This is a genomic window from Martinezella miluonensis (assembly GCF_900094545.1).
In the GTDB taxonomy this organism is placed as follows: Bacteria; Pseudomonadota; Alphaproteobacteria; order Rhizobiales; family Rhizobiaceae; genus Rhizobium; species Rhizobium miluonense.
Genome location: NZ_FMAH01000037.1, coordinates 1 through 23,928 on the forward strand (window position 1 = coordinate 1; position 23,928 = coordinate 23,928).

The window sequence follows — 23,928 nt, forward strand, 5'->3', positions numbered from 1 at the left end:
GTAACCGCCCGATTGCTACCGCCTGCCAGCCATCGTCGTGATGGCCTAAGACACGTGTTTAACGACGTCGTTAGCGACGTGTCTTAGGTGGAGATTGCGATGCGCGTTGAGATTCTTGGGCAGGAACGGCGGCGTCGATGGCGCGATGATGAGAAGCTCGCGATTGTGATGTCGGTTGAGGTTGCCGGAACCACCATCACCGAAGTTGCTCATCAGCACGATATTACGCGACAGCAGATTTACGCTTGGCGTAGCGAGTTGAAAAAGAAGGGGCTGCTCTCGACGTCTGCGAATGCATTGTTCGTTCCCGTCGACATGAATGCCGTGCAGGCCGATGTCCCCGAAGACAAGAAGAACTGCTGCGGGACGATCGAACTGCGATTGAGCTGCGGCCGCACCCTTCGCTTTGGGAGCGCGGTGGACACTGGCGCCCTGACGAAGCTTATCCGGGCGGTGGAAGCAGCATGATCGGGCCTGGGACCGGCGTTCGGGTCTATCTTGCGTGCGGGATCACGGACATGCGCAAAGGAATAGAAGGCCTGGCTGCGCTTGCGCAGGATATCCTGCGCCAGAAGCCGACGAGCGGTGCGGTCTTTGCCTTTCGCGGCAAACGTGGCGATCGTTTGAAGCTGCTGTATTTTGATGGCCAGGGCTTCTGCCTGTATTACAAGATCTTGCAGAAAGGGCGGTTCCCATGGCCTTCTGCGGCCGACGGGGCAGCCCGGCTTACGTCTGCCCAACTGGCGATGTTGTGGGAAGGGATCGATTGGCGTCGTCCTGATTGGGGGGCACCACCGGCCCGTGTCGGGTGATTTTATCCCACTGAAACCACTGGTTTTTATGGCAATTTCTCCTAGCGTGTGGTAGTCAGGATCATGTCTCGCGCGACGACAAATCTTCCGGACGATCCAGCCTTTCTCAAGGCAATGATTGCCGCTTTGCTGGCGGAAAATGCGAAGATGTCGGCCACATTGCAAGCGCATGACCAGTTAATCCAAACACTGCGGCTGCGCATCGCCAAGCTGAAGAAACAGGTCTTCGGCAAGTCGTCTGAGAAGATTGAGCGTGAAATCGAGCAGTTGGAACTGGCGCTTGAGGATCTGTTGATCGCCGCCGCTGAGGCCATTACTGCCCCAATCGATGAAGTTGATGAGGCGGCGTCGACAGTGCCCCTGGCGGATCCGTCCGAAAAGACCATGCGCCGACGCCCCCGCGTGTCGGACACGGCGGTCCGCGAGCGCCGAGAACTCGATCCCGGCTCCTGCTGCCCGGATTGCGGAGGAGAGTTGCGTCTTGTCGGCGAGGACACCAGCGAAATCCTCGATATGATCGCCGCGCAGATGAAAGTCATCGAGGTTGCTCGGTTGAAGAAGTCCTGCCGCTGCTGCGAGAAGATGGTGCAGGTGGCAGCACCCAGCCGTCCGATCCCGGGCAGCATGGCCGGCGCTAGGCTCTTGGCGTACATTCTGGTCTCGAAGTTCGACGACCATTTGCCGCTATACCGTCTGAACGAGATTTTTGCCCGCATGGGTGCCGACATTCCCGACAGCACGATGGTCGATTGGTGTGGTCGTGCGATGCAGGTGCTTCAGCCTCTCATCGAGCGGATCGAAACGGCGATCATGGCAAGTGATCTCCTTCATGCTGACGACACGCCAATCCGGGTGCTGGATCGCTCGCTGCGAGACAAGGGATTGGGCAAAGGCGTGAAGAAGGGCAGGCTCTGGACGTATGTTCGCGATCAACGTCCCTGGTCTGGCGCTTCCCCGCCCGGTGCAGTCTACTATTTTGCTCCTGACTGGAAAGAAGAGCACGTTCATCTTCACCTCAGGCAATCAAGCGGCATCCTTCAGGCTGACGGCTACAAAGGATACGGCAAGCTGTACTCACCTGGAGAGAATGGAACGTCTCGCTTTAAAGAGGCGGCCTGCTGGGCCCATTGGCGACGAGACTTCCACGACATCTGGACATCAAACAAGTCAGAGATCGCACGGGAGGCTCTCGATCGTATTGGTGCTCTTTATGACATAGAGCGTGGCATCAACGGCCAGCCTCCTGATATCCGTCTTGCCGCGCGTCAGGTCCAGAGCAAGCCCAAGGTCGATGCATTCCGCCACTGGGCTGAAGCTCAACTAACCCGCATTCCAGGCAAAGGCGATCTGGCGACAGCTTTCCGATACGGTTTGAGCCGCTGGGCTTCGCTCTGCCTGTTCCTCGAAGACGGTCGCGTTGCGATCGACAACAATGCCGCTGAGCGGGCCCTGCGTCCGATAGGCGTTGGAAGACGCAACTGGCTCTTTGCGGGAGCCGACACGGGAGCGGAAACGTTGGCACGCGCCATGACGATCATCGAGACGGCCAAGATGAATGGTCTTGACCCGCAAGCCTATCTGGCTGACGTGCTCGATCGTATCCACGATCACAAGATCAATCGGTTAGACGAATTGCTTCCGTGGAACTGGTCGGAGATCACCACAATCGACGCAAAGGCAGCGTGATGGCGACAGTTACCCACGTCCGTACGATCAAATTTGTTGCCGAAATCCTCGAAGAGGACGTGGAGCTTCTTCAGGCCATCGTCTCCAACGATGATAATCTAAGCTACGGCAGCATCATCTCCGTCTACACCGGGGACGATGAATCCATGACCGCACTGACGGACGACGGTATGGAAGAGCTGGAGCAGATGCTCTCCCACGCTCGCCGCTCAACCGACGAGTGGAACGACTTCCTCGACAGCTTTGTCGACGACAAAGAACTCATCGCCCGCATCAAAGCGAAATCTCCGCGGTAACAATCGGCCGGTTACGAGCCGCCGAAGGCCTCAGCAGCATAAGGCGCTAGGCCAAACGATGGATTTCCATCATTAACGCGACGATATCGGCCTGTTCTACGCCATAATGGTCGGTTGGTGGACGGATGATCGGCATGTCATTGCCATATGCCACCGGAATGCTTGTCATCGCCGCGCATCTCGGCTGGCAAACCAGGCGCCTCGATCTTAGCTCCGGCGCACCCTGCACTTGGTCTAAGATAACGGTATCTGACGAATGAAGCCGACTGGGTCCGCCTTCGCTGACGGTAAGGTCGTGTCGTCATCTAGGGTAAAATAGGGGCGATCTGCCTGAAGTAGGGTTCAAGCCAACGTCGTCTTGCCCCAGTGACGGGGCTGTTCACGAGTACGACTGGTGTATTGTCCAAGGCAACCCGAATTCGCTCGGCTACACCTCTTGGGTAAAGCAGGTCAAGAGGGACTTTCGGCTTTCAATCTTATTTTCCTACTGAGCGTTACGAAATTCCGATATCGCCGGTGCGCTCGACTCGGAATTTATGTGCGTCCAGTTCGGATTTCAATTTCGTCCGATTCGGAATTTATAGTCGTCTGTTTCAGAGTCTGGTCACAGCCGGAGATCAGAACCAGTTCAACGAACGACAGATATCATAGGCAATCGCGAGCCACGCAACGATAATTGCCGCAAACATGATGAGCGCAACCCTCATATTTCCATGAGGTTCTTTGAAATCCGCGACGATGCCTCTTGTATCGGTGGAGCTTACTTTTCTCGCGGGCCAGCCCACCCTGGTTAGCACTCTTCTAAGCAAGCTGGATCTCTTGACGTTTCTCTGTGTCAGCGCGGGATCAGGTAAATGTATCGATCGGTAGCATTGGAAGGACGAGAGCTTGCTAGCAGTGACCATGCGTGTCACTGACAAGCCCGTACAAATGCACTCTTGAAAGCATCGGGAACTCGGCCTCTAAAACCGAAAGAAGAGCAGCTTGCGCTGCCTTTATGAGAGACGCCACCTGCGGTGTATCGAGCTCACTGGCGACACCATCCGCATACTGCATCATTCTGACAAGCGCCAAGATCTCGCCCTGACGTTCCTGTTCTTCAAAATCGGTCACTCTTAGAAGCTCCACCAAATGATTTGATAAGGGGAGATTGGCACATTTCGACCGATGAGATGCGTTGCAAAAGCGTTGCACACGCAACACATGCATTAAAGATCAACTACATACGGTAAAATTGCGGGAAGAGCTTGCGCCACAGGGGCGTCGCATTGAAAGACCAGTCCACCGTGCGTGCCTGCGACGGCGCATCGGCAATTGCGCGCATAAGCTCGATTGCATCCTGACGCTTCTGGTCAGTCCACGCTTTTGCCACGAGTGCCCTCACCCGTCCTGTGTCCATATCGGCGGCTTCGGCAACACGCCTCCACGTCCGATCTTTGAAAAACACACGCCGGGCTGCCCGGGAGAGCCGCAAGGCCTCTCCCTTGTCGATAATAGCTTGGCCAATCGCAGCCTCGATTGTCGCATCGGCATTGACCAACGGCACCGACAAGGCAGGATAGCCGAGTTCCGCCGGGCCATGGAGGAGAGCGACGTCGGCATCCTCCTCACGGCGCCCGGACGCATAGTCTTCGAAGATCCGGCCGACGCCGACCATGCCGTAAACCTGGCACTCTACGGCGCGGAGCGCTCCCATACTGGCTGCACCAAACACGGGAACACCTCGGGATAAGGCAAAGAGCAGCTCCTTATGCCAGACCGGCGCGACGAACTCGAACTGACCGTCGACAAGGCCGATGGCGGTCGCACCATCCTCGAGGGCTCTCACAACGTCGCCCTGGCATGCCGGCGGTCGTATGACCATCGTGCTGTCTGCGAACGCTTTGGCATCGGGCAGGCTTGGTCCCACGAAGATCACTTTCATAGGAAACCCTTTGACAGTGCGCGGCTGCCGAACCGAATTCGGCGTCCCCCCTCCGGATGTTCGAGCTGTGGCGCGAAGACTTTTGCAACCGATGCCGGCAACCATTCGGGTGCGAGCTCGATTGCATAAAGCCGGTCGATACCGTGCCTCAACAGGGCCTCGACAACCTGGTCGAGCGCATCTTGCGTGGATTTGGCCGCCATCGTCGGCAGTTCGCTCAGGTTCGTAGCGCATCGAACCCGGAACGACTGCAAGTGGGCGGGGTCGGCGCGGCGTGAAAACAGCTCCGGCACAAGATCATCCCTGGCCCCGGCTATGAAGGTCATCCGGGACTGCACGGCCTCGGAAATTGCTCGGGCCGCGGCCACATTGGGGGACAAGGAGGCTCCTGCTCCCATGGTCAGGTCGACATACCTTAGCGAGCCGCCATCGCCTTTCGGCCGCAGTAATGCAACGACGGAGGCGATGGATAGATCACTCGTGACATCGAAAAGCGCGAGATCGAAGTCGGCTGCGAAAATCTTCTCCAGCATCTCGCGAATATCGTCGTCTTCGATGCTGTGCGGGTCTATCCGGCGTGCATAACGACGCACCGGGCCGCCAACATCCCAAAGGACGCAAGCATCCCGCTCTATCCGCTCCAGCAACCCATGCAGGACTGCCTCGTGCCAAGTGTTCCCTGACGCCAATCCGTCCGATGATACCCAAAAGCGAGGACTGACATTCGTTCGGTCAAGATGAACGGTGTCGAAAGGTATGAACGTAACGGCGTTGCTGGCCAGATCCTGAGCCTGAGCCCATCTGATCTGTTCACTGGCCTCTACCGGCTGCGCCCCGGTTGCCAGCAGCACATCCAAACAATCCATCGCATGACCGCTTGCGGCAAGATCATCTCGACTTGCCACAAGCGCTGAACAAGATGGTTGGGTCGCGACCGATCGCTCAATCGCTTCCATCACCGCCGATGTCTTTGCCGAGACATCGTCCAGACCTTTGCCCTGAGCGATAACGATCGCCTTGGAATTCGGAGCGTAGGCACACCAAACGGGAATGCCTATTCGATCGAGCTCGGTCTGGCGGCCAACGCGTGTTATACCAAGCCGCGCCAAATGGGGCGAAACCCTCGAAAAGGTTTCGCCAGGAGGGCACGCTCTAAAATTGTCTGACACCGGTCAACGAACGCCTAGCCCTCGTAGAGGCCTGACGCCGCAGAACCTGCTGAACTCAGCGCCACAGCGAAATCGACATCTTTCGCGACTTTGACCCCTTTCGCCCGCCAGGATTCCGCCGTCGCCAGCTCGCCCGACAGCGGCTGCGTGTATCGAACAACAGTCCCCTGCTCAAGGTCAGCCAACCAAAGACCCTCTTCACCATCAATCCCAATCAGCACCGCACCTGCCACAATCTCTTCCTTTCAAAAACCGGCCTTCAGCAGACCTTCCCTATAATGCTCTGTCTGCCACTTTTCCTTGTTTGGAATCATCGACAGCCATGCATCAAGATCGAAATTCGGGTTGTCGCGCAAGGCGCGCAGCCGATGTGTCTTCGCCTTGGCAAGATTCCCCAGCATCGCCCAACTTGCCGCCGCAAGCCTGCTTGCTGGTCCCGGGTCTCTCATCTTGTCCAGATACGCCAATGCTTCGGTATACTCACCAAGGAAATAGCTGGCTCCTGCCGCAGTCCAATAATAGTAGTCTGGGGCGAGCGGATTGAGATCAAGAGCGGTTGAAACCTTCACCAATGCCGCTTTCGGATTGGCGCCATGGGTGAGACAGTCGGCGTGGCTACAGATCACATCCGCATAGTGCGGGCTAAGCGCCTCAGCATTCGACAAGGCCTCGAGGCTGCCGTCGATATTTCCGCGGTAGAGCCGGGCGACGCCAATTTCCTTGAAGCCTCCGGCGAACTGATTGTCATCGCGGATTGCATCCCCAGCCATTTTTTCCGCTTGATGCAACAGATCGCCATCGCCGCGGGCCGTCAGAACCCATTCCATCGTCAGCGTTCTCGCGATGCCCGCAAGTGCCGCCGCGAAACCCCGCTCGTGATCGAGAGCCTCCTTGAAATGCTTGCGCGCGCGGCGGACATTCTGAAGGCTCAACCGGGACAGGCATTGTACGCCCTCAAGATAGGCAAAATAGGCCTGAGGCTTGCAGCTAAAATCGGAAACTATGTGATGGAAGGCGCCAACACGCTCGATGATGGAGCTCTGGATCGCCGTGGCGATCGCGTTGCGATGCTCCGTTATGGCCGCGTTATCCAGCTGGACGCGCGTTGCCCAGACAATTTCGTCCCGCGGCATGAAAATCAGCTGCGCGAAAAGGCTGTCGCCCGTCCTCTTCGTATCGAGCGCGTAGACGACATTATGTTGCCTGAGAAGCCCGGCCTTGTCGTTTGAGGAGCGGATCTGCTCGGCGGTATAGGGAGCGACTACGGATACGCTTCGATCGACGCAAAGGCTGATCGTCAGGTCTTCGATGACCGCGTTTGCGACCGATCCGGCTCGCTCTGAATCCTCCAGCGTCTCAGGAGGAAGCAGGGCGATACGCGGCATCCGGTTGTCGGCGGCGATTGGAATCGTATCTTGAGCCGGATGGCTCGAATTCGGATCTTTCGTTTCGCCAATCAACTGGATGTAAGAGGTGATTTTCTCGCCAAGCGCTACCCTAACCTCATCATCGGTCTGGTCTCGGTCCAGCAGAAGTATCGCCGCTCGCTTCAATTCACCGCGATGTTGGGGCGAAGAGGGGTGGTTCAGTGTCTTGAAGAATTCGGCTCGCAGCTCCCCTGCGAACCTTGCCCGAACGTCGCGTACCCAGACAGCCACAGCTGCGGAGCCGCTGCCGTCCGCGGGTAGAAAATTCTTGGCGACGGCATCCGTGAGCGCGCTAAGCCTGGCAACGCCGGAGGTACTTTCGATAGTATCCAGGTCGCACCGTAATGCGTCGAAGTTCAAAGTGATGTTCGTCGCAACGCCGCCGATCAACGGCTTGGGAGATTTGGAGGTCGCGGTCGCCAACCGCAGCAGGGTCGACCTCAAATTGGCGCCAGCGGCCTGAAGATTACTGGACCAGAGAAAAGCCGCCAACTCCTTCCGCGGCATCGATCGTCGGCCATCGTAGAGATAGGCAAGCATGAGCAGCGCCTGTCTCGGCACGTTTACACGATCGCCCTTCTCATCATAAAGGGCGCAGCTGCCAAGTGTCGTTAAATGAAATGTCATCTTGCTAGGTCAGCGCTCGTTGTCAGGTTCGGATGATTGCACACAAGCGAGGATCTTCTCCCGCAACCGATTGTCCTCGATCCCCGATAAGGCTGTCCGCAGAACGGCCTTGTGATGCTTAGCAAGTCGAAAATCAGCCAGCGCTTCCTTAGAAGGAAAGGCGTCGTCCGATGTACTTTCGAAGAAAAATATGACCGGAATATCGAGGATTTCCGAAATACGTAGAAGACGACTAGCACCGACTCTTTCAGCACCGCATTCGCATTTCTCAAGATGTTGAGGGCTCATGCAAAGCTTTTCGGCCAATACATCCTGCGCAAGTGACAATTCCTTTCGGCGCAGTCGGATGCGTGATCCAACTTCAACATCGATCGCATCCGGCTTTTTGTCCATGAGGAAACCGCTAGAAGAGAAACTGCCTTCATGTTGGCAGGTTTCCCTCGAATTCACAATCTTCCAGCAAGCCACTCATAGTCAATTTTGCACTGTGTCTAGAGGTTTCCTAGCGCTATCTTGAGAAGATGGCAGGGCGCTCTTCACCGCTACAAACGGCATCGACGGCGTCTGTCTTACGACGCATTAGAAGAGTGAGGAGGGGAGAGGCCGGTGTCGCGTTTATGCGCGCTCGGTTTCCGGCTCGCCCAAGGTCAACGCGATACCCAGGCTGCCAGGCGTTTGCTGCGAAGACAGCTGAGGAAACAAGGGCTGGCGCCCAAATGGATCGTCACCAAAGGCTGCGCTATTACGGCGCGACCAAGCGTGATGTCATGCCGAAGGTCGAGCACCGCTCCCACACGGGCCTCGATAATCAGGCAGGGAATTCGCCCCCGCCGCTTCGAAAGCGAGAGCGGGCCGTGCAAGGGTGCATTGGGAAGCCGTGATCCAAGCCGTTGCATGATCTCAGACCACGGCGGCGCAAGTCACCAATCACGCGCTAACGCAACATCATTGCTCGGATTTCCACTACATCTTGCCAATGCTCTTCATGGCTTTGTCCAAATGCATCTTGCAATCGTCCATCTTTTTGGCCTTCATCGACTCCTTGGCCATCATCATTTCCTTGGACGCCATTGCCTTCTTTTCCTTCATCATCGGACCGGTCATGGCATCCACGTCGCTCTGTGCCTTCATCATGGAAGCATCATCGCACTTCATCATTGTGTTCGCCGCATGGACCGGCAATATGAAAGCGGACATCAGCAAGGCGGTCGCAATCGTAAATTTGAGCATATTCTCCTCCTCTTGATGGGCACAATTGCCCGCAGTCAGGCGTTTTCCAGACGCTTAAATTCCCGCGTACCACTCGTAGCCGCGGTCCTCCCAGAAACCGCCCTTGCCACCCCAAAGGCTGGCGAAGCTGTCTTTGATTTCAATGCGCATCAAATATTTTGCGTGTTTGTAGCCAAGATGGCGTTCGACTCTCAATCTGAGCGGCGCGCCGTGAGCCACGTCGAGATCTTTACCGTTGAGCTGATAGGCAAGGATTGTCTGCGGATGAAAGGCGTCGATCAGATCGACGCTCTCATAGTAGGTGCCGCTGCCGTCGATCGTCTGCTCGAGCTGGTCGGCACAGTAAAAGACCGCATAGCGAGCTCCCGGCCTCATGCCGGCACTCTGCAGGACAAGCCCGAGCGGTACGCCCATCCATTTGCCGATGGCGCTCCAACCTTCCACGCAGTCATGCCGGGTAATTTGCGTTCGCGATGGCAGCCTCTTCAGATCCGCCAACGAGAGCTCGACCGGGTGCTCCACCAAACCGTCGATCTTCAGCCGCCAATCTGCGAAACCAGTCTCCATCATCCGGGCATATTCTTCGCTGTCCGGCTGACTGGTTCCGTTCGATCTGAATGTAGGTGAGATGTCCGCTTCCGAAAACTCGCGGGCCAGCTTGTCCCTCGGGACCAAAAGTCGCTGGCTTTTCATTGTGAGCGTCTCTGCCATCTCCAGCACGGCTTGAACTTTGGCGTTTTGGGCGACCTCGTCGCAGCCGGTGAGGCTAATTGCGCCAAGTCCGGCAGCCGATCCGATCAAAAGACGGCGTCGCGTGATAGAGAACGTCATTTCCCGCCCCCTTCGCTTTCAATCCTGTAGCGGCCGGTAATCATCGAGCGCATGTTGTTCCAAAGACCGGAGAGGATAACCATGGTGACATGCACCAGAACGAAGAAAACGATCGACCAGGCGCAGATGAAGTGGATGGAGCGCGCCGACTGCCGGCCGCCAAAGAAATCAAGCAGGAAGGGGAAGCCAGCATCCATGCCGGGTGACATGGTCAGCCCAGTCGCAAGCATCAGCGGCAGCAGAATGAAGATAACAATCAGATAAGCGAGCTTCTGGAGAGCATTGTAGTGGCGTGCCTTTTCTCCTTTCGGGAAGCGCAGCCGTGCGTGATCGGCGATCTCCTGTTTGAGATGAGAGGGTGAGAGCTCGTCAGCGCTCGGCGCGAGATCACGCCGGAAATGGCCGCCCAGGAGGCCGTATAGCGTATAGATCGATCCATTGATCACGAAGAGCCAGGCAAAAAACAGGTGCCACCGACGGCCGGTCGCGAGATCCTGATAGCTCGGGATGGTCGCCCAGGAAGGAAAGCCGCGCTCGGTCACATCGCCGCCGACCCGCGAAAGGCCTAGAACGCCCGTTGTCGCGACGGAAAGGCTTCCGATGCGCAGGAAGCCACGCGTGCTGTCACCGTCCTGGACAGTCCCGATCGAAAGCCAGGATGGATCGGCATCGGCACCATACTGCCCCCAATACAGGGACGGATGCGCATTGAATATCTGTAGACCGCTCATCAGAAGCAGGCTTAGGCAAAGAACATTGAGCCAATGCGTAATGCGCGTCACCACCGAATGGCGGTTAATGAAGGTCGTCGTTGGGCTTGTCGGCGGCGGCGTTGTTTCCAGATGGTCCACGGTCGCCATGTTCGCTCCTCCCGAGCTGGCTACGGTACGGTCCTATCGGGTAATACGGGTGATAAAGTACTCTTGTTACAGGCGTCGCGAAATAATCTTCTACAGGCGGTCCCGGCCACATCGCCTAATAGCTTGAGAGATCTCGTCGAAGAATAGCTGTCCCAGCGATCACAAGAGTGTGAGCGTGTAACAAATGACCATTTCACTGCGAAGTGAGGATGATGCCATAGGGGGAAAAACGATGAAGCAATTCATGAAACTGATGCTCACTGGAACAGTCGTGTGCGTCATGGCGAGTGTTTCTCATGGCGCATCGAGCAACAACCGCTCCCTCACGGTTGTCGAGCTCTTCACGAGCCAGGGATGTTCGTCATGTCCACCCGCGAACAGCAACCTCATAAAGCTCAATAAGCGCGAGGATGTCCTCACGTTGAGCTTCGCAGTGACATATTGGGACTATCTCGGCTGGAAGGACCTATTCGGAAAACAGGAGTTTACGGATAGACAGATTGCATACGAGGCACCGTTGCATCAGTCAGGGCCCTTCACCCCGCAGATGGTTGTCAACGGGACGAAGACTGTGGTTGGGAACAACCTCGCCGAACTCACCGAACTTCTATCAACCGCTTCCCGCTTGACGGGACCATCCATTACCCTTGGCCACAGCCGCGCGGAGATAGGGCGCGGTGATGTCCCGAGATCGGCGGCGGACGTCTGGTTGATCCGATACGATCCGAACGTCGTCAACGTGCCGATCGCTCGAGGCGAAAACGCCGGTAGTACTTTGCCCCACACCCACGTCGTACATGCATTGAAGCCTCTCGGGCAATGGGACGGAAGCCCTGCCACATTCGATTTCCCGAAGGCGCCGGATGGCCTTCGCACGGCAATTCTGATTCAGGAGCAACAAGGTGGCCCCATACTCGCAGCAGCGACCGACTGAGCGGTGGCTATGCGAATTAGGGGCACCGAGATTCAGCATTCCGCGGCGGGTTCGGGCTGAGAATGCCAGAAGACATCGCGATCGTGGGCTTTGATAACTGCGAGCTGGGCGGCTCGTCTACCTCCAGCCTCACAACATATAAGCGACCCCGGCACGAAATGGTCGAGGCAATCACTGGGATGATTGACGGAACCATCGAAGTGAAGCAGGCACTCGGAATGACCGACGAGCATCGGCTTGCGGTGGAGGAAGTCTTGGAAAACCAAGAGGGGCAATACGGCAAACTTGCTCCCGAAAAGGGATTTCCCAACTTTATCCAGCTGCTCCGGCAACTGGCGGAGGAATGGAAAGAAAACTATCCTGACGGCTACAATGCGCAAGGATCAACCTATTACATCTGTGTGCCCGGGAGCCGCAGTTTCACCATGTGAAAGCCAAGAAGGGCCAGTCTGAATACAGACGATCCACACACCGCGTTCCATTCCGGCATGATTCAACGGTCACATGCTCGATCTCACTGATTACCTCCCTGCTCCGCAATCGCGATCAGAGGCCTGTCATTTTAAGGACCGCCTCAGGCAGACGCTCTCCCTGGACTTCGAACTTGGATAGCGCGTCGGCGATCTCCATCAGATCTTCTACCGTCAGAATCACGTCGAGCGCACCGAGGTTTTCTTCCAAGCGGTGAAGCTTGGTCGTGCTGGGGATCGGCACGATCCAAGACTTCTGCGCAAGGAGCCAGGCAAGGGCGATCTGTGCAGGCGTTGCATTTTTGCGGCCGGCAACAGCCTTGATGATATCGACCAGCACCATGTTTACCCTGCGGGCTTCGGGAGAGAAGCGCGGTACATGATTCCGGAAGTCGGTTGCATCGAACTTGGTATTCTCGTCGATCTTGCCGGTCAGGAAACCAGCGCCGAGCGGGCTGAACGGAACAAACCCAATTCCCAATTCGTCAAGCACCGGGAGAAGCTCGATTTCGGGGCCGCGCCAGAACAGCGAATATTCACTCTGCACAGCCGTGACGGGATAAACCGCATGTGCTCGACGGATGGTCTGAATACCTGCTTCGGACAGACCAAAATGCTTCACCTTGCCGGCAGCGACGAGGTCCTTGATCGTACCTGCGACATCCTCGATTGGTACGGCGGGATCCACCCGGTGCTGGTAGAACAGATCGATATGATCGGTTTTGAGACGCCTGAGGCTGGCGTCGGCAACGGCCCTGATGTGTTCGGGCCGGCTGTTGGTGCCAGCCCGGCGTTCTCCGGTTTCAAGGTCGATGTCAAAGCCGAACTTGGTCGCGACGACGAGTTCGTCCCGGATGGGAGCGATGGCCTCGCCGAGCAGTTCTTCGTTGACGAATGGACCATAGGCTTCCGCGGTATCGAAGAGCGTGACGCCGCGCTCGTGGGCGAGCCGGATGAGCTTAATCATCGCACCCTTGTCAGCTGGCGGACCATAGGCCGAACTCATGCTCATGCAGCCGAGGCCAAGCGCGGAGACTTCAAGGTTTCCAATCATTCGAGTTTTCATGGTCTTGGTCCTGAGTTCGTGATCATGGGTTGGGATGGAAAGGGTGCGGAACTTTTCCTCAACGATTGACCCATGCTGTCTGTTTGGTGGCATATCGCTCACCCTGAATTGAGATATCGGACAGGGCACGATCGATTTGGTTCACATCGTCGGACGACAGATCGATTTCGGCCGCGCGAATATTTTCCTTCAAGCGATGGAGCTTGGTGGTGCCTGGGATGGGAACGATCCAGGGCTTTCGCGCCAACAGCCATGCTAGCGCAATCTGCGGAAGCGTCGCCCCCTTTTCAGCGGCGATATCGGCAATGATATCGATGACGGCCTGGTTGGCGGAGCGTGCCTCAGGAGCGAAGCGAGGAATGGTATTGCGGAAATCGTTGCTGTCGAATTCCGTGCTACCGTTGATCGTTCCTGTAAGGAAACCTCGACCGAGCGGACTGAACGGCACGAAGCCGATACCGAGTTCCTCGACGACAGGAAGAACGGTGTGCTCAGGCTCCCGCCACCAGAGCGAATATTCGCTTTGCAGAACCGCGACCGGCTGAACCGCATGGGCTCGGCGGATATTGTCCTCACCCGCCTCAGACATGCCGAAATGGATGACCTTGCCTTCGGCAATCAGCGCCTTCACCGTACCGGCAACGTCTTCGATCGGCACAGCCGGATCGATGCGGTGCTGATAGAGAATATCGATATGGTCTGTCTGCAATCGCTTCAGCGATGCCTCGACGACTGCCCGGATATGGTCCGGACGACTATTGACGCCGCCCTTCCCGCCGTCTGGATCAATATGAATGCCGAATTTCGTGGCAATAACAACCTGATCGCGAATAGGCCGCAGAGCCTCACCCAGCACCGCCTCATTCGTGAAAGGCCCATAGGCTTCCGCCGTGTCGAAGAAGGTAATCCCGGCTTCGTGAGCATCGCGGAGAAATGCGATGGCGTTGTTCGTCTCCATCGGCTGTCCGTAGGACTGGCTGATGCCCATGCAGCCGAGGCCAAGTGCCGAGACTTCCAGACCGCTCTTTCCGAGTTTCCGCGTTTTCATTGGGCGCTCCTGTTTCGTGTAAGGTCAATCCGTTCTAGCGCCTTTCACTCCATTCGATTATCCGCTAAATAACACTTGCACCTATTGCCAAGAGCTATAAATGCCCAAGCCAGACCTCAATGATCTCGTCGCCTTCCTGACCGTCGCGCGCGAGGGCAGTTTTACCAAGGCCGCGGCCAGCCTCGGCATATCCCAGCCCTTTCTCAGTCAAATCATTCGCGATCTCGAGGCCAGACTTGGCGTTCGACTTGTCGCACGCACGACAAGAAGCGTGGCGCCCACGGAAGCAGGAGCCCGTTTGGCGAGCGCCATCGCTCCTGATCTTGAACATATCGCCTCCGAGCTCGACGCCCTCAGTGCTTTTCGCGACAAACCTGCAGGCACCATCCGCGTCAGCCTTGGCGAACACGCGGCACGGACCAGGATCTGGCCAAAACTGCCCGCCTTTCTCGAAGCCTATCCGGACGTCAAGGTCGAGTTGGCTATAGATCACGGTCTGACGGATATCGTAGCAGAAGGATTCGACGCCGGCGTTCGGCTCGGCGAGAGGCTTGCGCGAGATATGATCGCCGTTCGGATCGGTCCGGATCTGCGGATGGCAGTCGTCGGCTCTCCCGCCTATTTTGACAGGCACGGCAAGCCAACGACACCAAACGATCTGATTGAGCACCGTTGCATCAATCTGAGAATGCCAACCTATGGCGGCCTGCTGATCTGGGAATTTGAAAAGGACAAGCTCGCGCAAAACGTGCGCGTCGACGGCCAGCTTGTCGTCAACAGCACAGGCCACGCCCTAACCGGAGCTTTGGGCGGGCTCGGGCTTGCGCTGGTCATGGAGGATGTCGCGCGGCCCCATGTCGCCTCTGGAGAATTGATCCAGGTTTTGGACGAATGGTGTCCGTCCTTCGAGGGATATCACCTTTACTATCCGAGCAGACGCCAGGCGTCTCCGGCATTCGCGGCCTTCGTCAGTGCACTGCGAAGCTAAGAGCGCCCTGGGTTTCCAAGGAGCATCGAGATGGTCCGCGCGCCGAAGGACTTAGGGGCCAACGCATGACGAAACCGCCATCCACCGAGATGGATTGGCCGGTCACCTAGCTCGCGGCGTCGCTGCCAAGCACGCCATGCTTGGCGGCGTGATAGATGCCGCGTTCCGCGCCGCCGACAAGTCCACCGAATGACGGGCAATTGACGATACACCGCCTCCCTGCTTGCGCATCTGCTGCAATTCGAACTTCATGCAGCTCCATTCGCCGCGCAGATTGATGCCCATGACGCGGTCGTAGTCCTCGCGAGTCGTCTCGGCCGTCTCCGCAAGCACGTTCTGCACGCCCGCATTGTTGCAGGCTGCATCGAGCCGCCCAAATGCCTCGACAGTTCGCGCGACCATGGCTTCGACATCAGCGTCATCGGCAACGTCGCATCGGATGGCGATTGCCTTGTGACCTTGAGCGGTCAGGTTGTCTGCCGCAGCTTTTACAGCATCTTCGTTCCAATCCGCGAGCACTCCTCCGATAACCACTCCGCACGGCAAACATCGACCAATCTTATGATGGCAGACTATTCGACTGTTGCGTGGTATTGTGGAGGCGATCGATGAACGCAAAGACCGTTTTGGCTGCTGCCGTCCTTCAAGAGAATGCTATGGCGACAAGCACCAGACGATATGCCGTCCGCCGGGAAATGGATTCCTCATGGACTGTTTATGACGTGTTTACGGGCGTGTCGGCAAAGCCATCGACCTGGGAGCTTGAGAATTTGCCTGAGAAAGAAGCGCGTGTCTTCTGTGCCATTCTCAATGAAAAAGATGCCGCTCGCCGCATTGTCAGGGACCGGAAGTGAGATCGACGCCCCACGGAACTCCCGTGGCGTATCGACCTTTACCCCTTTAACAACCGTTATTTGCTTCGATCGTTCACCATAAGACGCAACCGACAGGTGACGTAAATCCCACCCCTTGGTAAACCTGCACCAACAGAACATTTGTCGTTTCTTTGATAAGCGCCGGAAACAGTCTCAACCTAATCGACATCAATCCTGGCACTGCCACAAGCAATAATAAAATATTTGCGGGCGAGTTCGGGGGCAGATCGATATCTCAGCGCCATCATGCAGGAATAAACCGCACTCCAATAAAGCTGACCTGAGCGTCTGCCAAAATCTCGCTGGAGATACCGCAACGCCTCTCTGGGGCCGTCTATAGCCCTGGTGCAGAAATCACCTTTATGGATGACGACTGGCGTCTCCCAAATCAGAGAAAATCCCACGTTGATGACGGAGCCCATTGATCTCTTCCTCAGGATCGCGGGCAAAAACCCTCTGCGGTTGCTGTTGCCCACTTGATGAATGAACTTGTCTGGCTCAGCGGGTACTGATTTTGGCCAAACGACGATTGCAAACGCCACACCCTCAAATCGTCGCCCTATCGCTGCGCCTTTTGCCCGTCGAGATAGCCGTGTTCAAAGGCTTTCGCGAGCACGCTTCCTTCTGGGTAGGGATTTTCTTCATCTTCCTTCTCACGCATGCCAGCGTCGCCTCCACGCTCGTAAGCTTCTCTGATCGCTTCATCGGAGACTTTCAAATCCGGAGATCCGATCGTTCCGGCTTTTGTCCGATCAGGCAACTGTGGCGCCAAGTCTAAGCCAGGCGGGACGACTGGATTTGGGGCGGTCATAGCTCTTTCCTCCTTGAAACGTGGAGCGGCGTGCGGGGGATGTTCAGGCTGACTGCGCGACTGTCACAAGCAGTCGTTCTGGCAAGAGCCTCGCTGCCACTGGAGCGCCGACCGCATTCGGGTAAAGACAAGGCGAGAGCGACGCTGGTGAAACACTATCGCTCTCCATTTAAGGCTATTTCATGCGCTGAGGCTTGCGCGATTTATCGGATTTGCCCTTACTGGAAGATGTTTTCGCATCAAAGGCCTGTCCGAAATTCGTACCGCCTAGATGCCCGCCGCCGCTCGTGTTGTTCACTTGGCGCAGCGACCGCCGAAGAATCTTCTCTGCATTTGTCTTCGTCATTGTGTCTCTCCAAAATAAAAAGGCCGGGGTTTGCCCGACCTTTCCAAAGGTCCGCGATCCCGCAATGCCAGTACATCCGTGGTCAAAGGGGGCGCGAGCCGATTGCTTGATTGATTATACAGATGCCAAGTTCTGCGCAGCGTTCTTGCCGTTGCGCGCATCTCGCACCAGCTCGAAAGTGACCGACTGACCTTCCAGAAGGGAAGACATGCCGGACTGCTCTACTGCCGAGATATGGACGAATACGTCCGGAGATCCATCGCTCGGAGCAATAAAGCCAAACCCCTTGCTGACGTTGAAGAATTTTACGGTGCCTTTAGTCATAACGATTTCCTTTCAATCGCATGAAATTGCGATGCCCGCTGTGTGCGCGCCATCGTGATCGAGCTTGAGAGGAAAGATTAGCAAATGCGCCTGCGCGCAGAAACAAAGCTAACGAAGCAAATCCGATAAACACAACATATGAGAGTTTTATGTTCGCAACAAGGTCACATTCTATTTAATTTCATAGAAAGCCTTGAATAAAATACGGATTATATCTTGAAATAGTCAATATTTATCCGAGACAGGACCCAAGTATTACTTCCTATCCTAGAAAAACGAATGAGGCAGAGAAATATCTACCTCTTCTTAGTTTTAATCTTCCTTTGTACCTCTGCAACTGGCTGGGCCATTCGCAAAGCACGAAGCTTCTCCGTCTTTTTATGACGGGCAGCGGTTTCGGCTGCGAGAATATCTCGCGCGGCAGAGGTGGTAAGCTCAGCCTTCGCCTGGGCAGAGACCTTTGTGGGCTTGAAAAAAACGTCCTTTGTCGCGGTCATGCTTCCTCCTTCTTATGGCTTCGATATTCGGACAAGAAACGAGCGTTGACCGGCTACCGGATTGTTCCGCTTGGGAGAGGGTAGAAGACCTTCCCGATGCGCCTGCTTTCGGGCAATCTGGCGTCTTCGGCGAACCGCTTCGGACTTTTCGCGAACGCGCTTTTCCGTTGGCTTCTCATAGGCCCGGCGCGCCTTCAGCTCTCGGAATATGCCTTCAAGCTGCATTTCTCTCTTCAGAACACGAAGAGCTTGATCGACGTCGTTATCTCTGACGCTTGCCTGCAAAATTGCTCCTTACGGCTGTTGCCGCCGTTGGTCCGGTCCGAATGGTGTGCGCGTTCACCCAACTGGATCCCGGCTTGCCTTCTGCAGTCCCTGCCTGGGTCGACAGTGACGAGGCGGTCAGATCAATGTCATCCTGCCCGATGCTACGCTCGAAGGTCTCGTTCTCAAATCGTACACGGTAACGGGACAAGCCCTTCTCTTCGGGCAGGCAGGAGAGGATGCGACCGGTGCCAATCGGATGGGCATTTCCAAGAATACCAGGCTTCAATTTGATGGTGTCGCCGGGCTGGAAGCGTCGGTTTCGCATATGGTTCTCCGAAAGAAGAAAAACAAAAGGCCGGGCGTTACCCCGACCTCTCACAGTCACTCAATTCAGCTGCCAGTACATCCGTGGTCAGCTGGAGCGAATGACAAATTCAAACCGCCTGAAGATTGTCGGCGGAGCTTTTGCCGGTTTTACGATCCTGCACGAGATCATAGCCAATCTTCTGGCCGTCTTTCAGCGAGCGCATCCCAGCACGCTCGACGGCTGAGATATGGACGAACACGTCAGTATCGCCAGCATCGGGCTGGATGAAACCAAATCCCTTGTCGGCGTTGAACCATTTCACGGTGCCTGTGGCCATCGTGATTTCCTTTCGAAGCAATTGTCGTGGTTCCCGCGCTACCTTGCGGGGTCAGATCGATTATTTGAGAGGAAATCCGAAGGAGCCTCGTGGCTCTTGAGCGACATCACAAGCAATGGTCGATAACGCCAATATAGGCTCTATTTCTGATTTGGCAATGTGTAGACTGATTTTATCGGCGAACGGCGATTATCACTGGCTGCCATTTACCGGATTGCCCGTGATTGTGCTGAGCGTACGGTTCCTGGTCCCGACATCAGGATCGACATGGATCGGCTCCTCTTGCCTCAACCAAGCCACATGATACCCGATATCCTCGGAAGGGCGGGCCATCCCATAATCAACAGCCAGCACATCGTAAAAAAGCGGCTTCAACTAGGTTCGTTTGACATCGCCATTAACGCGAACCGATTGCAGCCTGCAGATGCGATGGCTGCCCTGATGTCCTACCCCGCAGCCTGTCGAATGAGAGATAAATGACCGGCGTGGTGAACAAGGTCAGCACCTGCGAGACAACCAGACCACCAACGATGGCAATGCCGAGGGGAACGCGCAATTCGGATCCCGGCCCGGTTCCCAAAGCCAGGGGAACGGCGCCGAACAAAGCGGAAAGCGTTGTCATCATAATGGGCCGAAACCGCAGCATGCAGGCTTGGCGAATGGCGTCATATGGCGCCAGATTCTGCGTCCGTTCGGCGTCGAGCGCGAAGTCGATCATCATAATCGCGTTCTTTTTGACGATGCCGATCAACAGGATGATCCCGATCATCCCCATGATGGAAAGGTCCAAATTGGCAAGCTTCAATGCCAGCAGCGCGCCGAGACCAGCAGACGGGAGTGTCGAGATGATCGTGAGCGGATGTATCGCGCTCTCATAAAGAACGCCCAGCACGATGTAGACAGCCACGACAGCCGCCAGGATAAGCCATGGCTGGCTTCGCAGCGAGTCCTGAAATGCCTGCGCGGTCCCCTGGAAAGTGCCGATCACCGTCGCTGGCATGCCCGCGCTCGCCTCAGCCGCTTTGATAGCCGTGACTGCGTCGCTAAGCGCACTACCCGGCCTCAGATTGAAGGAAATCGTCGTTGCGGGTATGGATCCCTGATGATTAATGGATACCGGCAGCACGCCGGTCTTCAATGATCCAAGCATGCTGAGTGGAACAAGCTTTCCAGAGGTCGAAGACTTCACATAGAGATGCGACAGCGCCTCGGGCGACAGGGCAAACTGGGGCGCCAGTTCCATGACGACGTGATATTGGCTGACTTGCGTATACATTGTCGCTACCTGCCGCTGCCCGAAAGCGTCGTAGAGCGTTTGATCGATCTGAGAAACGCTCACACCCAGCCTGGATGCCGTGGAGCGATCTATATCGAGCGTGAGGCTGGTCGCGGCCTTCTGCTTGTCGGAAATCACGTCCTGGATTTCTGGGAGACCTTTCAGAACCTTGGCCATCGTCGCTGCCCACTTGTCGAGCTCTGCCGTGTCAGGGTCTTGAAGCGTATATTGATACTGCGAAGCAGAAGACCGTCCGCCGATCTGGACGTCTTGGCGAACCTGCAGACCAACGGTCAGGCCTTCCAGACCCGCCGTCGCCGTTCGCAAGCGGGTAAGTACTGCCGGCGCCGAGCTTCGCGTGCCGATTGGCTTCAAGTTGATCTGAAGCTGGCCGACGCTGGCTGACGGACTGGGATTGATCCAGTAAGCGACGTTGTCGACAGCTGGGTCATCCATAACGATATGCGCAAGCGCCTGCATCTTGGTCGACATGTCAGCAAAGGATATGTCGGTCGCTGCCTGGGCCTGCCCTTGAACCCATCCCGTGTCCTGCTGCGGAATAAAGCCCTTCTGTATGGAAACGTAGAGCCAGCCCGTCACCGCCATCGTAGCAACCGCAACAATCAGGATGGCGACATGGTTGCGAAGGACGACATCGAGTGCTCGTCCGTATCCCGCCGCACATTTTTCGAAAAACACTTCCGACCAACGGAAAAGCATCCCGTGCCGCCTATCGTGATCGTGTTTGATCAACCAGGCACACATCATCGGGGTCACCGTTAGCGAAACGAGTCCCGATATCATGATCGCCACACTGATCGTAACGGCAAACTCACGGAAAAGGCGGCCGACAATCCCGTTCATCAGAAGGATTGGAATGAAAACGGCAACCAGGGAGACAGTCATCGAAACGATGGTGAAACCCACCTCGCGCGATCCCTCAAGAGCTGCGTCGAAGGTGGACTTTCCCTCTTCGACATGGCGCATCACATTCTCGATGACAACGATGGCATCGTCGACGACAAACCCGACCGCAATGGTCAATCCCATGAGCGAGAGATTATCAAGGCTGTAGCCGGCGAGATACATGACGGCAAAAGTGCCGATCAGGGACAGCGGAATGGTCGCCGCCGGGATGATCGTCGCCCAGAGATTTCGCAGAAAGCTGAAGATCACCAGAACGACCAGGCCGATGGTAATGAGGATCGTGACCTTCACGTCGTTGACCGAGGATCGGATCATTCCTGACCTGTCGGCCACGACCGAAAGCTTGATGCCTGCAGGCAGCCCCGCCTCCATTTGCGGCAGCTTGGCCTTGATGCCCTCGATGGTGTCGAGCACGTTTGAACCAGCCATTTTATGGACATCCAGCATCACTGAACGGGTGTCTTGCAACCATGCTGCCTGATTGACATCCTCGGGAGCCGACACAACGGTCCCGAGATCCTCTGCTCGAATCGGCGAACCGTTCTTATAGGCGACGACCATCGAGCGAAATGTCGGGACGTCCATGATCTGGTCGGTCGCATCGAGAACGGTGGTCCGTCCGTTGCCGGCGAGCTGCCCCTTGGGCTGGTTGACTGTCTGAACGCCGACGGCGCTTCGGATATCTTCCAGCGTCAGCCCCCGCGCCGCAACCTTGTCGGGATCGAGCTGGATGCGGATCGCCGGCCGCTGGGGGCCGTGATAATCCACCAGCCCCACGCCATTCATCTGCGAAACCTGCTGGGCGATGATGTCTTCCGCATAATGATCGAGTTCGGTCGTCGGAATGCGGTCGGATGTAAGCGCCAATGTAAGGATCGTTGCTTCTGCCGGATTGCTCTTGTGGAATTCGGGAGCGGCCGGCAGATCCTTCGGCAGTTGACCGCTAGCGGCACTAATTGCGGCCTGAACGTCCTGCGCGGCGCCATTGATGTCCCTGTTGAGGTCGAATTGCATCGTAATCGAGGTTCGCCCCGACGAACTCGTCGACGTCATTTGAGACACGCCTGAGATCGTCGAAAGCTGATTTTCCAGCGGCGTCGCAACCGATATCGCCATGGTCTCGGCGCTCGCGCCGGGAAGAGAACTCGATATCTGGATTGTCGGAAAGTCGACCTGCGGCAACGATGCGATCGGCAGCAGTCCGTAGGCAACGGAGCCAACGATCAGAAGCCCGGCCGCCAGCAGGCAGGTTCCGACCCTGCGCTGGATGAAGATTTGAGAAAGGTTCATTGGACTGTATCCTCGCCGGCTGCTGCCAGCTTCTTGCCGTCAGAGCCTTTCGTCGAGACAACGGTTCCATCGACAAGCCGGGACTGGCCGGAAGTAACGACCGTCTCGCCGATGGAGACGCCCTGTGTAATGGCAGTGAGGCCCGAGTAAGCGTTCCCGGTGGTCACCGAGGCAGTGGAAACCTTATTGCCCGGCTTTACGATGAAGACATACGGTCCCGTTTGTCCATTTTGGATCGCCGACAATGGCACGACCGTCGAATTCGGATCGGTCCGCAAGGTTATGTTTGCGGTCACCAGCTCTCCAGGCCAAAGAGTCAGCTCGTCATTTGCAAACACGGCCTTCAACTTCACCATGCCGGTCGATGAATCGACTTGGCTGTCTATCGCACTCAGTTTTCCGTCGGCGAGATGCTTGGTGCCTTCGCGGCTGTATGCCGAAACACTCAATTGGCCCTTCGCCTGCCCAGTTATCAGATCGGGAAGATCATCCTGCGTCAGCGTGAATTCAACCGCGATGGGACGCATCTGCGTGACGGTCACAACGCCGGTCGCATCGGCTGCGCGGACGATACCGCCTTCCTGCTGCTGGCGCAGCCCCACCCTGCCGCTGATCGGGGCCGTGACGGTTGCAAATTCCAGATTGAGTTTCGCGGTATCGAGCACCGCCTTTCCGGCAGCCGCCGTAGCATCCATGACCTTGACTTGCGCGGCTGCTGTCTGAGCTGCCTGGGTGGTGCCGCTGCCCGTAGTCGTAAGCTTCTGCGCTCTTGTCTCGTCGATCTTGGCCTGCTCCAGTTGAGCCAGCTCCTTGTTGTAGTCCGCCTGCGCCTGCGCGACGGCCGCCGCGTAAGGACGCGGATCGATCGCTGCAAGAATGTCTCCTGCTTTGACATCCTGCCCTTCGGAGAAGACTATGTGTTGAAGCTGGCCGTCGACGCGGACTTTCACATCCACTGCGGTCAACGGAGAGACGATGCCGAGGCCGCTACGCACGACAGGCAGATCTTCTTTTGCCACTGTGGCTGTCTGCACCGGGACCGGGGCGCGTTCGGGTGTCGGTGCCCTCGTCTTACCCAGACCAGGCTCTGGCCAGTATACGAAATATGCAGCAGCGGATCCGGCCAACGCCAGAGCGCATATCCCCAGAAGATAAAATGATCTACTTGAGCTGTTTGACCCTGAAGGGGATCGATCCACGACAATACTCCATCAAGCGCTTGGATTTGCGCGGAAGCATAACGCCCGCCGCGCATTGCTTGGAATTTGACGGATCGCAAGTGGCTGGCAATTCGCGCCAGGAT

At 56.6% G+C, this 23,928-nt stretch carries 30 protein-coding genes and 2 pseudogenes; 10 read left to right on the forward strand and 22 right to left on the reverse strand.

Annotation, left to right across the window (positions count from 1 at the left end):
- The first annotated feature begins 87 nt into the window (after positions 1 to 87).
- The 5 genes and pseudogenes from tnpA to GA0061102_RS33645 form a co-directional block, all read left to right on the forward strand.
- A complete protein-coding gene (gene tnpA / locus GA0061102_RS24285; protein WP_245298060.1) occupies positions 88 to 468 on the forward strand; it encodes an IS66-like element accessory protein TnpA in 381 nt (126 codons plus the stop codon).
- Entirely contained in the window at positions 465 to 812 is a 348-nt protein-coding gene (gene tnpB, locus GA0061102_RS24290; protein ID WP_092852025.1) for an IS66 family insertion sequence element accessory protein TnpB, read from the forward strand. Before tnpA ends, tnpB begins: the two co-directional genes overlap by 4 nt.
- A 63-nt stretch (positions 813 to 875) precedes the next feature.
- Positions 876 to 2,498 carry an IS66 family transposase gene (gene tnpC, locus GA0061102_RS24295; RefSeq protein ID WP_092852023.1) on the forward strand — a complete coding sequence of 541 codons (1,623 nt, stop codon included), beginning with the start codon at positions 876 to 878 and terminating at the stop codon, positions 2,496 to 2,498.
- Positions 2,498 to 2,794: a hypothetical protein gene (locus GA0061102_RS24300; protein WP_092852021.1), complete on the forward strand. Its 297-nt coding sequence runs from the start codon at positions 2,498 to 2,500 to the stop codon at positions 2,792 to 2,794. The genes tnpC and GA0061102_RS24300 overlap by 1 nt, the downstream gene beginning before the upstream one ends.
- A gap of 107 nt (positions 2,795 to 2,901) precedes the next feature.
- Positions 2,902 to 3,006 (forward strand): annotated as a pseudogene (locus GA0061102_RS33645) (4-hydroxybenzoate octaprenyltransferase); the annotation flags it as partial.
- Between the two features lie 679 nt (positions 3,007 to 3,685).
- Here the strand turns inward: GA0061102_RS33645 and GA0061102_RS24305 are convergent.
- From GA0061102_RS24305 to GA0061102_RS24330, 6 genes are all read right to left on the reverse strand, one after another.
- Positions 3,686 to 3,907, reverse strand: coding sequence for a hypothetical protein (locus GA0061102_RS24305; RefSeq protein WP_092854090.1), 222 nt, complete (start codon positions 3,905 to 3,907; stop codon positions 3,686 to 3,688).
- A 106-nt stretch (positions 3,908 to 4,013) separates the two neighbouring features.
- Entirely contained in the window at positions 4,014 to 4,718 is a 705-nt protein-coding gene (locus tag GA0061102_RS24310) for a TfuA-like protein (RefSeq protein ID WP_092854013.1), read from the reverse strand.
- Positions 4,715 to 5,887, reverse strand: coding sequence for a YcaO-like family protein (locus tag GA0061102_RS24315; protein WP_092854014.1), 1,173 nt, complete (start codon positions 5,885 to 5,887; stop codon positions 4,715 to 4,717). Before GA0061102_RS24315 ends, GA0061102_RS24310 begins: the two co-directional genes overlap by 4 nt.
- A 14-nt stretch (positions 5,888 to 5,901) precedes the next feature.
- Entirely contained in the window at positions 5,902 to 6,120 is a 219-nt protein-coding gene (locus GA0061102_RS24320) for a hypothetical protein (protein WP_092854015.1), read from the reverse strand.
- A 12-nt stretch (positions 6,121 to 6,132) separates the two neighbouring features.
- The gene (locus GA0061102_RS24325; protein ID WP_092854016.1) at positions 6,133 to 7,941 is read right to left on the reverse strand and encodes a hypothetical protein; all 1,809 of its coding nucleotides are present in this window, start codon (positions 7,939 to 7,941) and stop codon (positions 6,133 to 6,135) included.
- A gap of 9 nt (positions 7,942 to 7,950) precedes the next feature.
- A complete protein-coding gene (locus tag GA0061102_RS24330) occupies positions 7,951 to 8,334 on the reverse strand; it encodes a helix-turn-helix domain-containing protein (RefSeq protein WP_092854017.1) in 384 nt (127 codons plus the stop codon).
- Positions 8,335 to 8,577: 243 nt separating this feature from the next.
- Between GA0061102_RS24330 and GA0061102_RS33650 the strand changes: the two are divergent.
- Positions 8,578 to 8,801, forward strand: a pseudogene (locus GA0061102_RS33650) (DDE-type integrase/transposase/recombinase); the annotation flags it as partial.
- Positions 8,802 to 8,904: 103 nt separating this feature from the next.
- Here the strand turns inward: GA0061102_RS33650 and GA0061102_RS24335 are convergent.
- From GA0061102_RS24335 to GA0061102_RS24345, 3 genes are read right to left on the reverse strand one after another with little or no spacing between them, the layout of a single operon-like run.
- A complete protein-coding gene (locus GA0061102_RS24335) occupies positions 8,905 to 9,171 on the reverse strand; it encodes a hypothetical protein (RefSeq protein ID WP_139115101.1) in 267 nt (88 codons plus the stop codon).
- Between the two features lie 54 nt (positions 9,172 to 9,225).
- Positions 9,226 to 10,002: a molybdopterin-dependent oxidoreductase gene (locus tag GA0061102_RS24340; RefSeq protein WP_092854018.1), complete on the reverse strand. Its 777-nt coding sequence runs from the start codon at positions 10,000 to 10,002 to the stop codon at positions 9,226 to 9,228.
- Positions 9,999 to 10,862: a cytochrome b/b6 domain-containing protein gene (locus tag GA0061102_RS24345; RefSeq protein ID WP_092854019.1), complete on the reverse strand. Its 864-nt coding sequence runs from the start codon at positions 10,860 to 10,862 to the stop codon at positions 9,999 to 10,001. The genes GA0061102_RS24340 and GA0061102_RS24345 overlap by 4 nt, the downstream gene beginning before the upstream one ends.
- Positions 10,863 to 11,094: 232 nt before the next feature.
- On the opposite strand from GA0061102_RS24345, the gene GA0061102_RS24350 reads away from it, so the two are divergent.
- On the forward strand, positions 11,095 to 11,796 hold the full coding sequence (locus tag GA0061102_RS24350) for a DUF1223 domain-containing protein (protein WP_092854020.1): 702 nt from the start codon (positions 11,095 to 11,097) through the stop codon (positions 11,794 to 11,796).
- Positions 11,797 to 11,858: 62 nt separating this feature from the next.
- The gene (locus GA0061102_RS34105) at positions 11,859 to 12,227 is read left to right on the forward strand and encodes a hypothetical protein (RefSeq protein ID WP_092854021.1); all 369 of its coding nucleotides are present in this window, start codon (positions 11,859 to 11,861) and stop codon (positions 12,225 to 12,227) included.
- Between the two features lie 115 nt (positions 12,228 to 12,342).
- Here GA0061102_RS34105 and GA0061102_RS24360 read toward each other — a convergent pair whose 3' ends face one another.
- Positions 12,343 to 13,332, reverse strand: coding sequence for an aldo/keto reductase (locus GA0061102_RS24360; protein ID WP_092854022.1), 990 nt, complete (start codon positions 13,330 to 13,332; stop codon positions 12,343 to 12,345).
- A gap of 58 nt (positions 13,333 to 13,390) precedes the next feature.
- Positions 13,391 to 14,380 (reverse strand): aldo/keto reductase, encoded by a 990-nt coding sequence (locus GA0061102_RS24365; RefSeq protein WP_092854023.1) that lies wholly within the window; start codon positions 14,378 to 14,380, stop codon positions 13,391 to 13,393.
- A gap of 100 nt (positions 14,381 to 14,480) precedes the next feature.
- Between GA0061102_RS24365 and GA0061102_RS24370 the strand changes: the two genes are divergently transcribed.
- The gene (locus GA0061102_RS24370) at positions 14,481 to 15,368 is read left to right on the forward strand and encodes a LysR family transcriptional regulator (protein WP_092854024.1); all 888 of its coding nucleotides are present in this window, start codon (positions 14,481 to 14,483) and stop codon (positions 15,366 to 15,368) included.
- Between the two features lie 102 nt (positions 15,369 to 15,470).
- Here GA0061102_RS24370 and GA0061102_RS24375 read toward each other — a convergent pair whose 3' ends face one another.
- Positions 15,471 to 15,887: an SDR family oxidoreductase gene (locus tag GA0061102_RS24375; RefSeq protein WP_245298119.1), complete on the reverse strand. Its 417-nt coding sequence runs from the start codon at positions 15,885 to 15,887 to the stop codon at positions 15,471 to 15,473.
- Positions 15,888 to 15,976: 89 nt separating this feature from the next.
- Between GA0061102_RS24375 and GA0061102_RS32705 the strand changes: the two genes are divergently transcribed.
- Complete coding sequence (locus GA0061102_RS32705; RefSeq protein WP_139115102.1) at positions 15,977 to 16,222, forward strand: hypothetical protein; 246 nt, start codon at positions 15,977 to 15,979, stop codon at positions 16,220 to 16,222.
- A 179-nt stretch (positions 16,223 to 16,401) separates the two neighbouring features.
- Here the strand turns inward: GA0061102_RS32705 and GA0061102_RS24380 are convergent, their stop codons facing one another.
- The 10 genes from GA0061102_RS24380 to GA0061102_RS24420 form a co-directional block, all read right to left on the reverse strand.
- Complete coding sequence (locus tag GA0061102_RS24380; RefSeq protein ID WP_092854025.1) at positions 16,402 to 16,665, reverse strand: DUF982 domain-containing protein; 264 nt, start codon at positions 16,663 to 16,665, stop codon at positions 16,402 to 16,404.
- 137 nt (positions 16,666 to 16,802) lie between these two features.
- Entirely contained in the window at positions 16,803 to 17,054 is a 252-nt protein-coding gene (locus tag GA0061102_RS24385; RefSeq protein ID WP_092854026.1) for a hypothetical protein, read from the reverse strand.
- A 175-nt stretch (positions 17,055 to 17,229) separates the two neighbouring features.
- Positions 17,230 to 17,400 (reverse strand): hypothetical protein, encoded by a 171-nt coding sequence (locus GA0061102_RS33215; RefSeq protein WP_167668052.1) that lies wholly within the window; start codon positions 17,398 to 17,400, stop codon positions 17,230 to 17,232.
- Positions 17,401 to 17,514: 114 nt separating this feature from the next.
- Positions 17,515 to 17,724 (reverse strand): cold-shock protein, encoded by a 210-nt coding sequence (locus tag GA0061102_RS24390; protein ID WP_092854027.1) that lies wholly within the window; start codon positions 17,722 to 17,724, stop codon positions 17,515 to 17,517.
- Positions 17,725 to 18,020: 296 nt separating this feature from the next.
- Positions 18,021 to 18,221: a hypothetical protein gene (locus tag GA0061102_RS24395; RefSeq protein WP_092854028.1), complete on the reverse strand. Its 201-nt coding sequence runs from the start codon at positions 18,219 to 18,221 to the stop codon at positions 18,021 to 18,023.
- Positions 18,222 to 18,233: 12 nt separating this feature from the next.
- The gene (gene rpsU / locus GA0061102_RS24400; RefSeq protein ID WP_092854029.1) at positions 18,234 to 18,506 is read right to left on the reverse strand and encodes a 30S ribosomal protein S21; all 273 of its coding nucleotides are present in this window, start codon (positions 18,504 to 18,506) and stop codon (positions 18,234 to 18,236) included.
- Positions 18,484 to 18,813: a hypothetical protein gene (locus GA0061102_RS24405; protein ID WP_092854030.1), complete on the reverse strand. Its 330-nt coding sequence runs from the start codon at positions 18,811 to 18,813 to the stop codon at positions 18,484 to 18,486. The genes rpsU and GA0061102_RS24405 overlap by 23 nt, the downstream gene beginning before the upstream one ends.
- Positions 18,814 to 18,922: 109 nt before the next feature.
- Positions 18,923 to 19,132, reverse strand: a complete 210-nt coding sequence (locus GA0061102_RS24410; protein ID WP_092854031.1) for a cold-shock protein — start codon at positions 19,130 to 19,132, stop codon at positions 18,923 to 18,925.
- A gap of 397 nt (positions 19,133 to 19,529) precedes the next feature.
- Positions 19,530 to 22,625, reverse strand: coding sequence for an efflux RND transporter permease subunit (locus GA0061102_RS24415; RefSeq protein ID WP_092854032.1), 3,096 nt, complete (start codon positions 22,623 to 22,625; stop codon positions 19,530 to 19,532).
- The gene (locus tag GA0061102_RS24420) at positions 22,622 to 23,824 is read right to left on the reverse strand and encodes an efflux RND transporter periplasmic adaptor subunit (RefSeq protein WP_092854033.1); all 1,203 of its coding nucleotides are present in this window, start codon (positions 23,822 to 23,824) and stop codon (positions 22,622 to 22,624) included. The genes GA0061102_RS24415 and GA0061102_RS24420 overlap by 4 nt, the downstream gene beginning before the upstream one ends.
- Between the last annotated feature and the right edge of the window lie 104 nt (positions 23,825 to 23,928).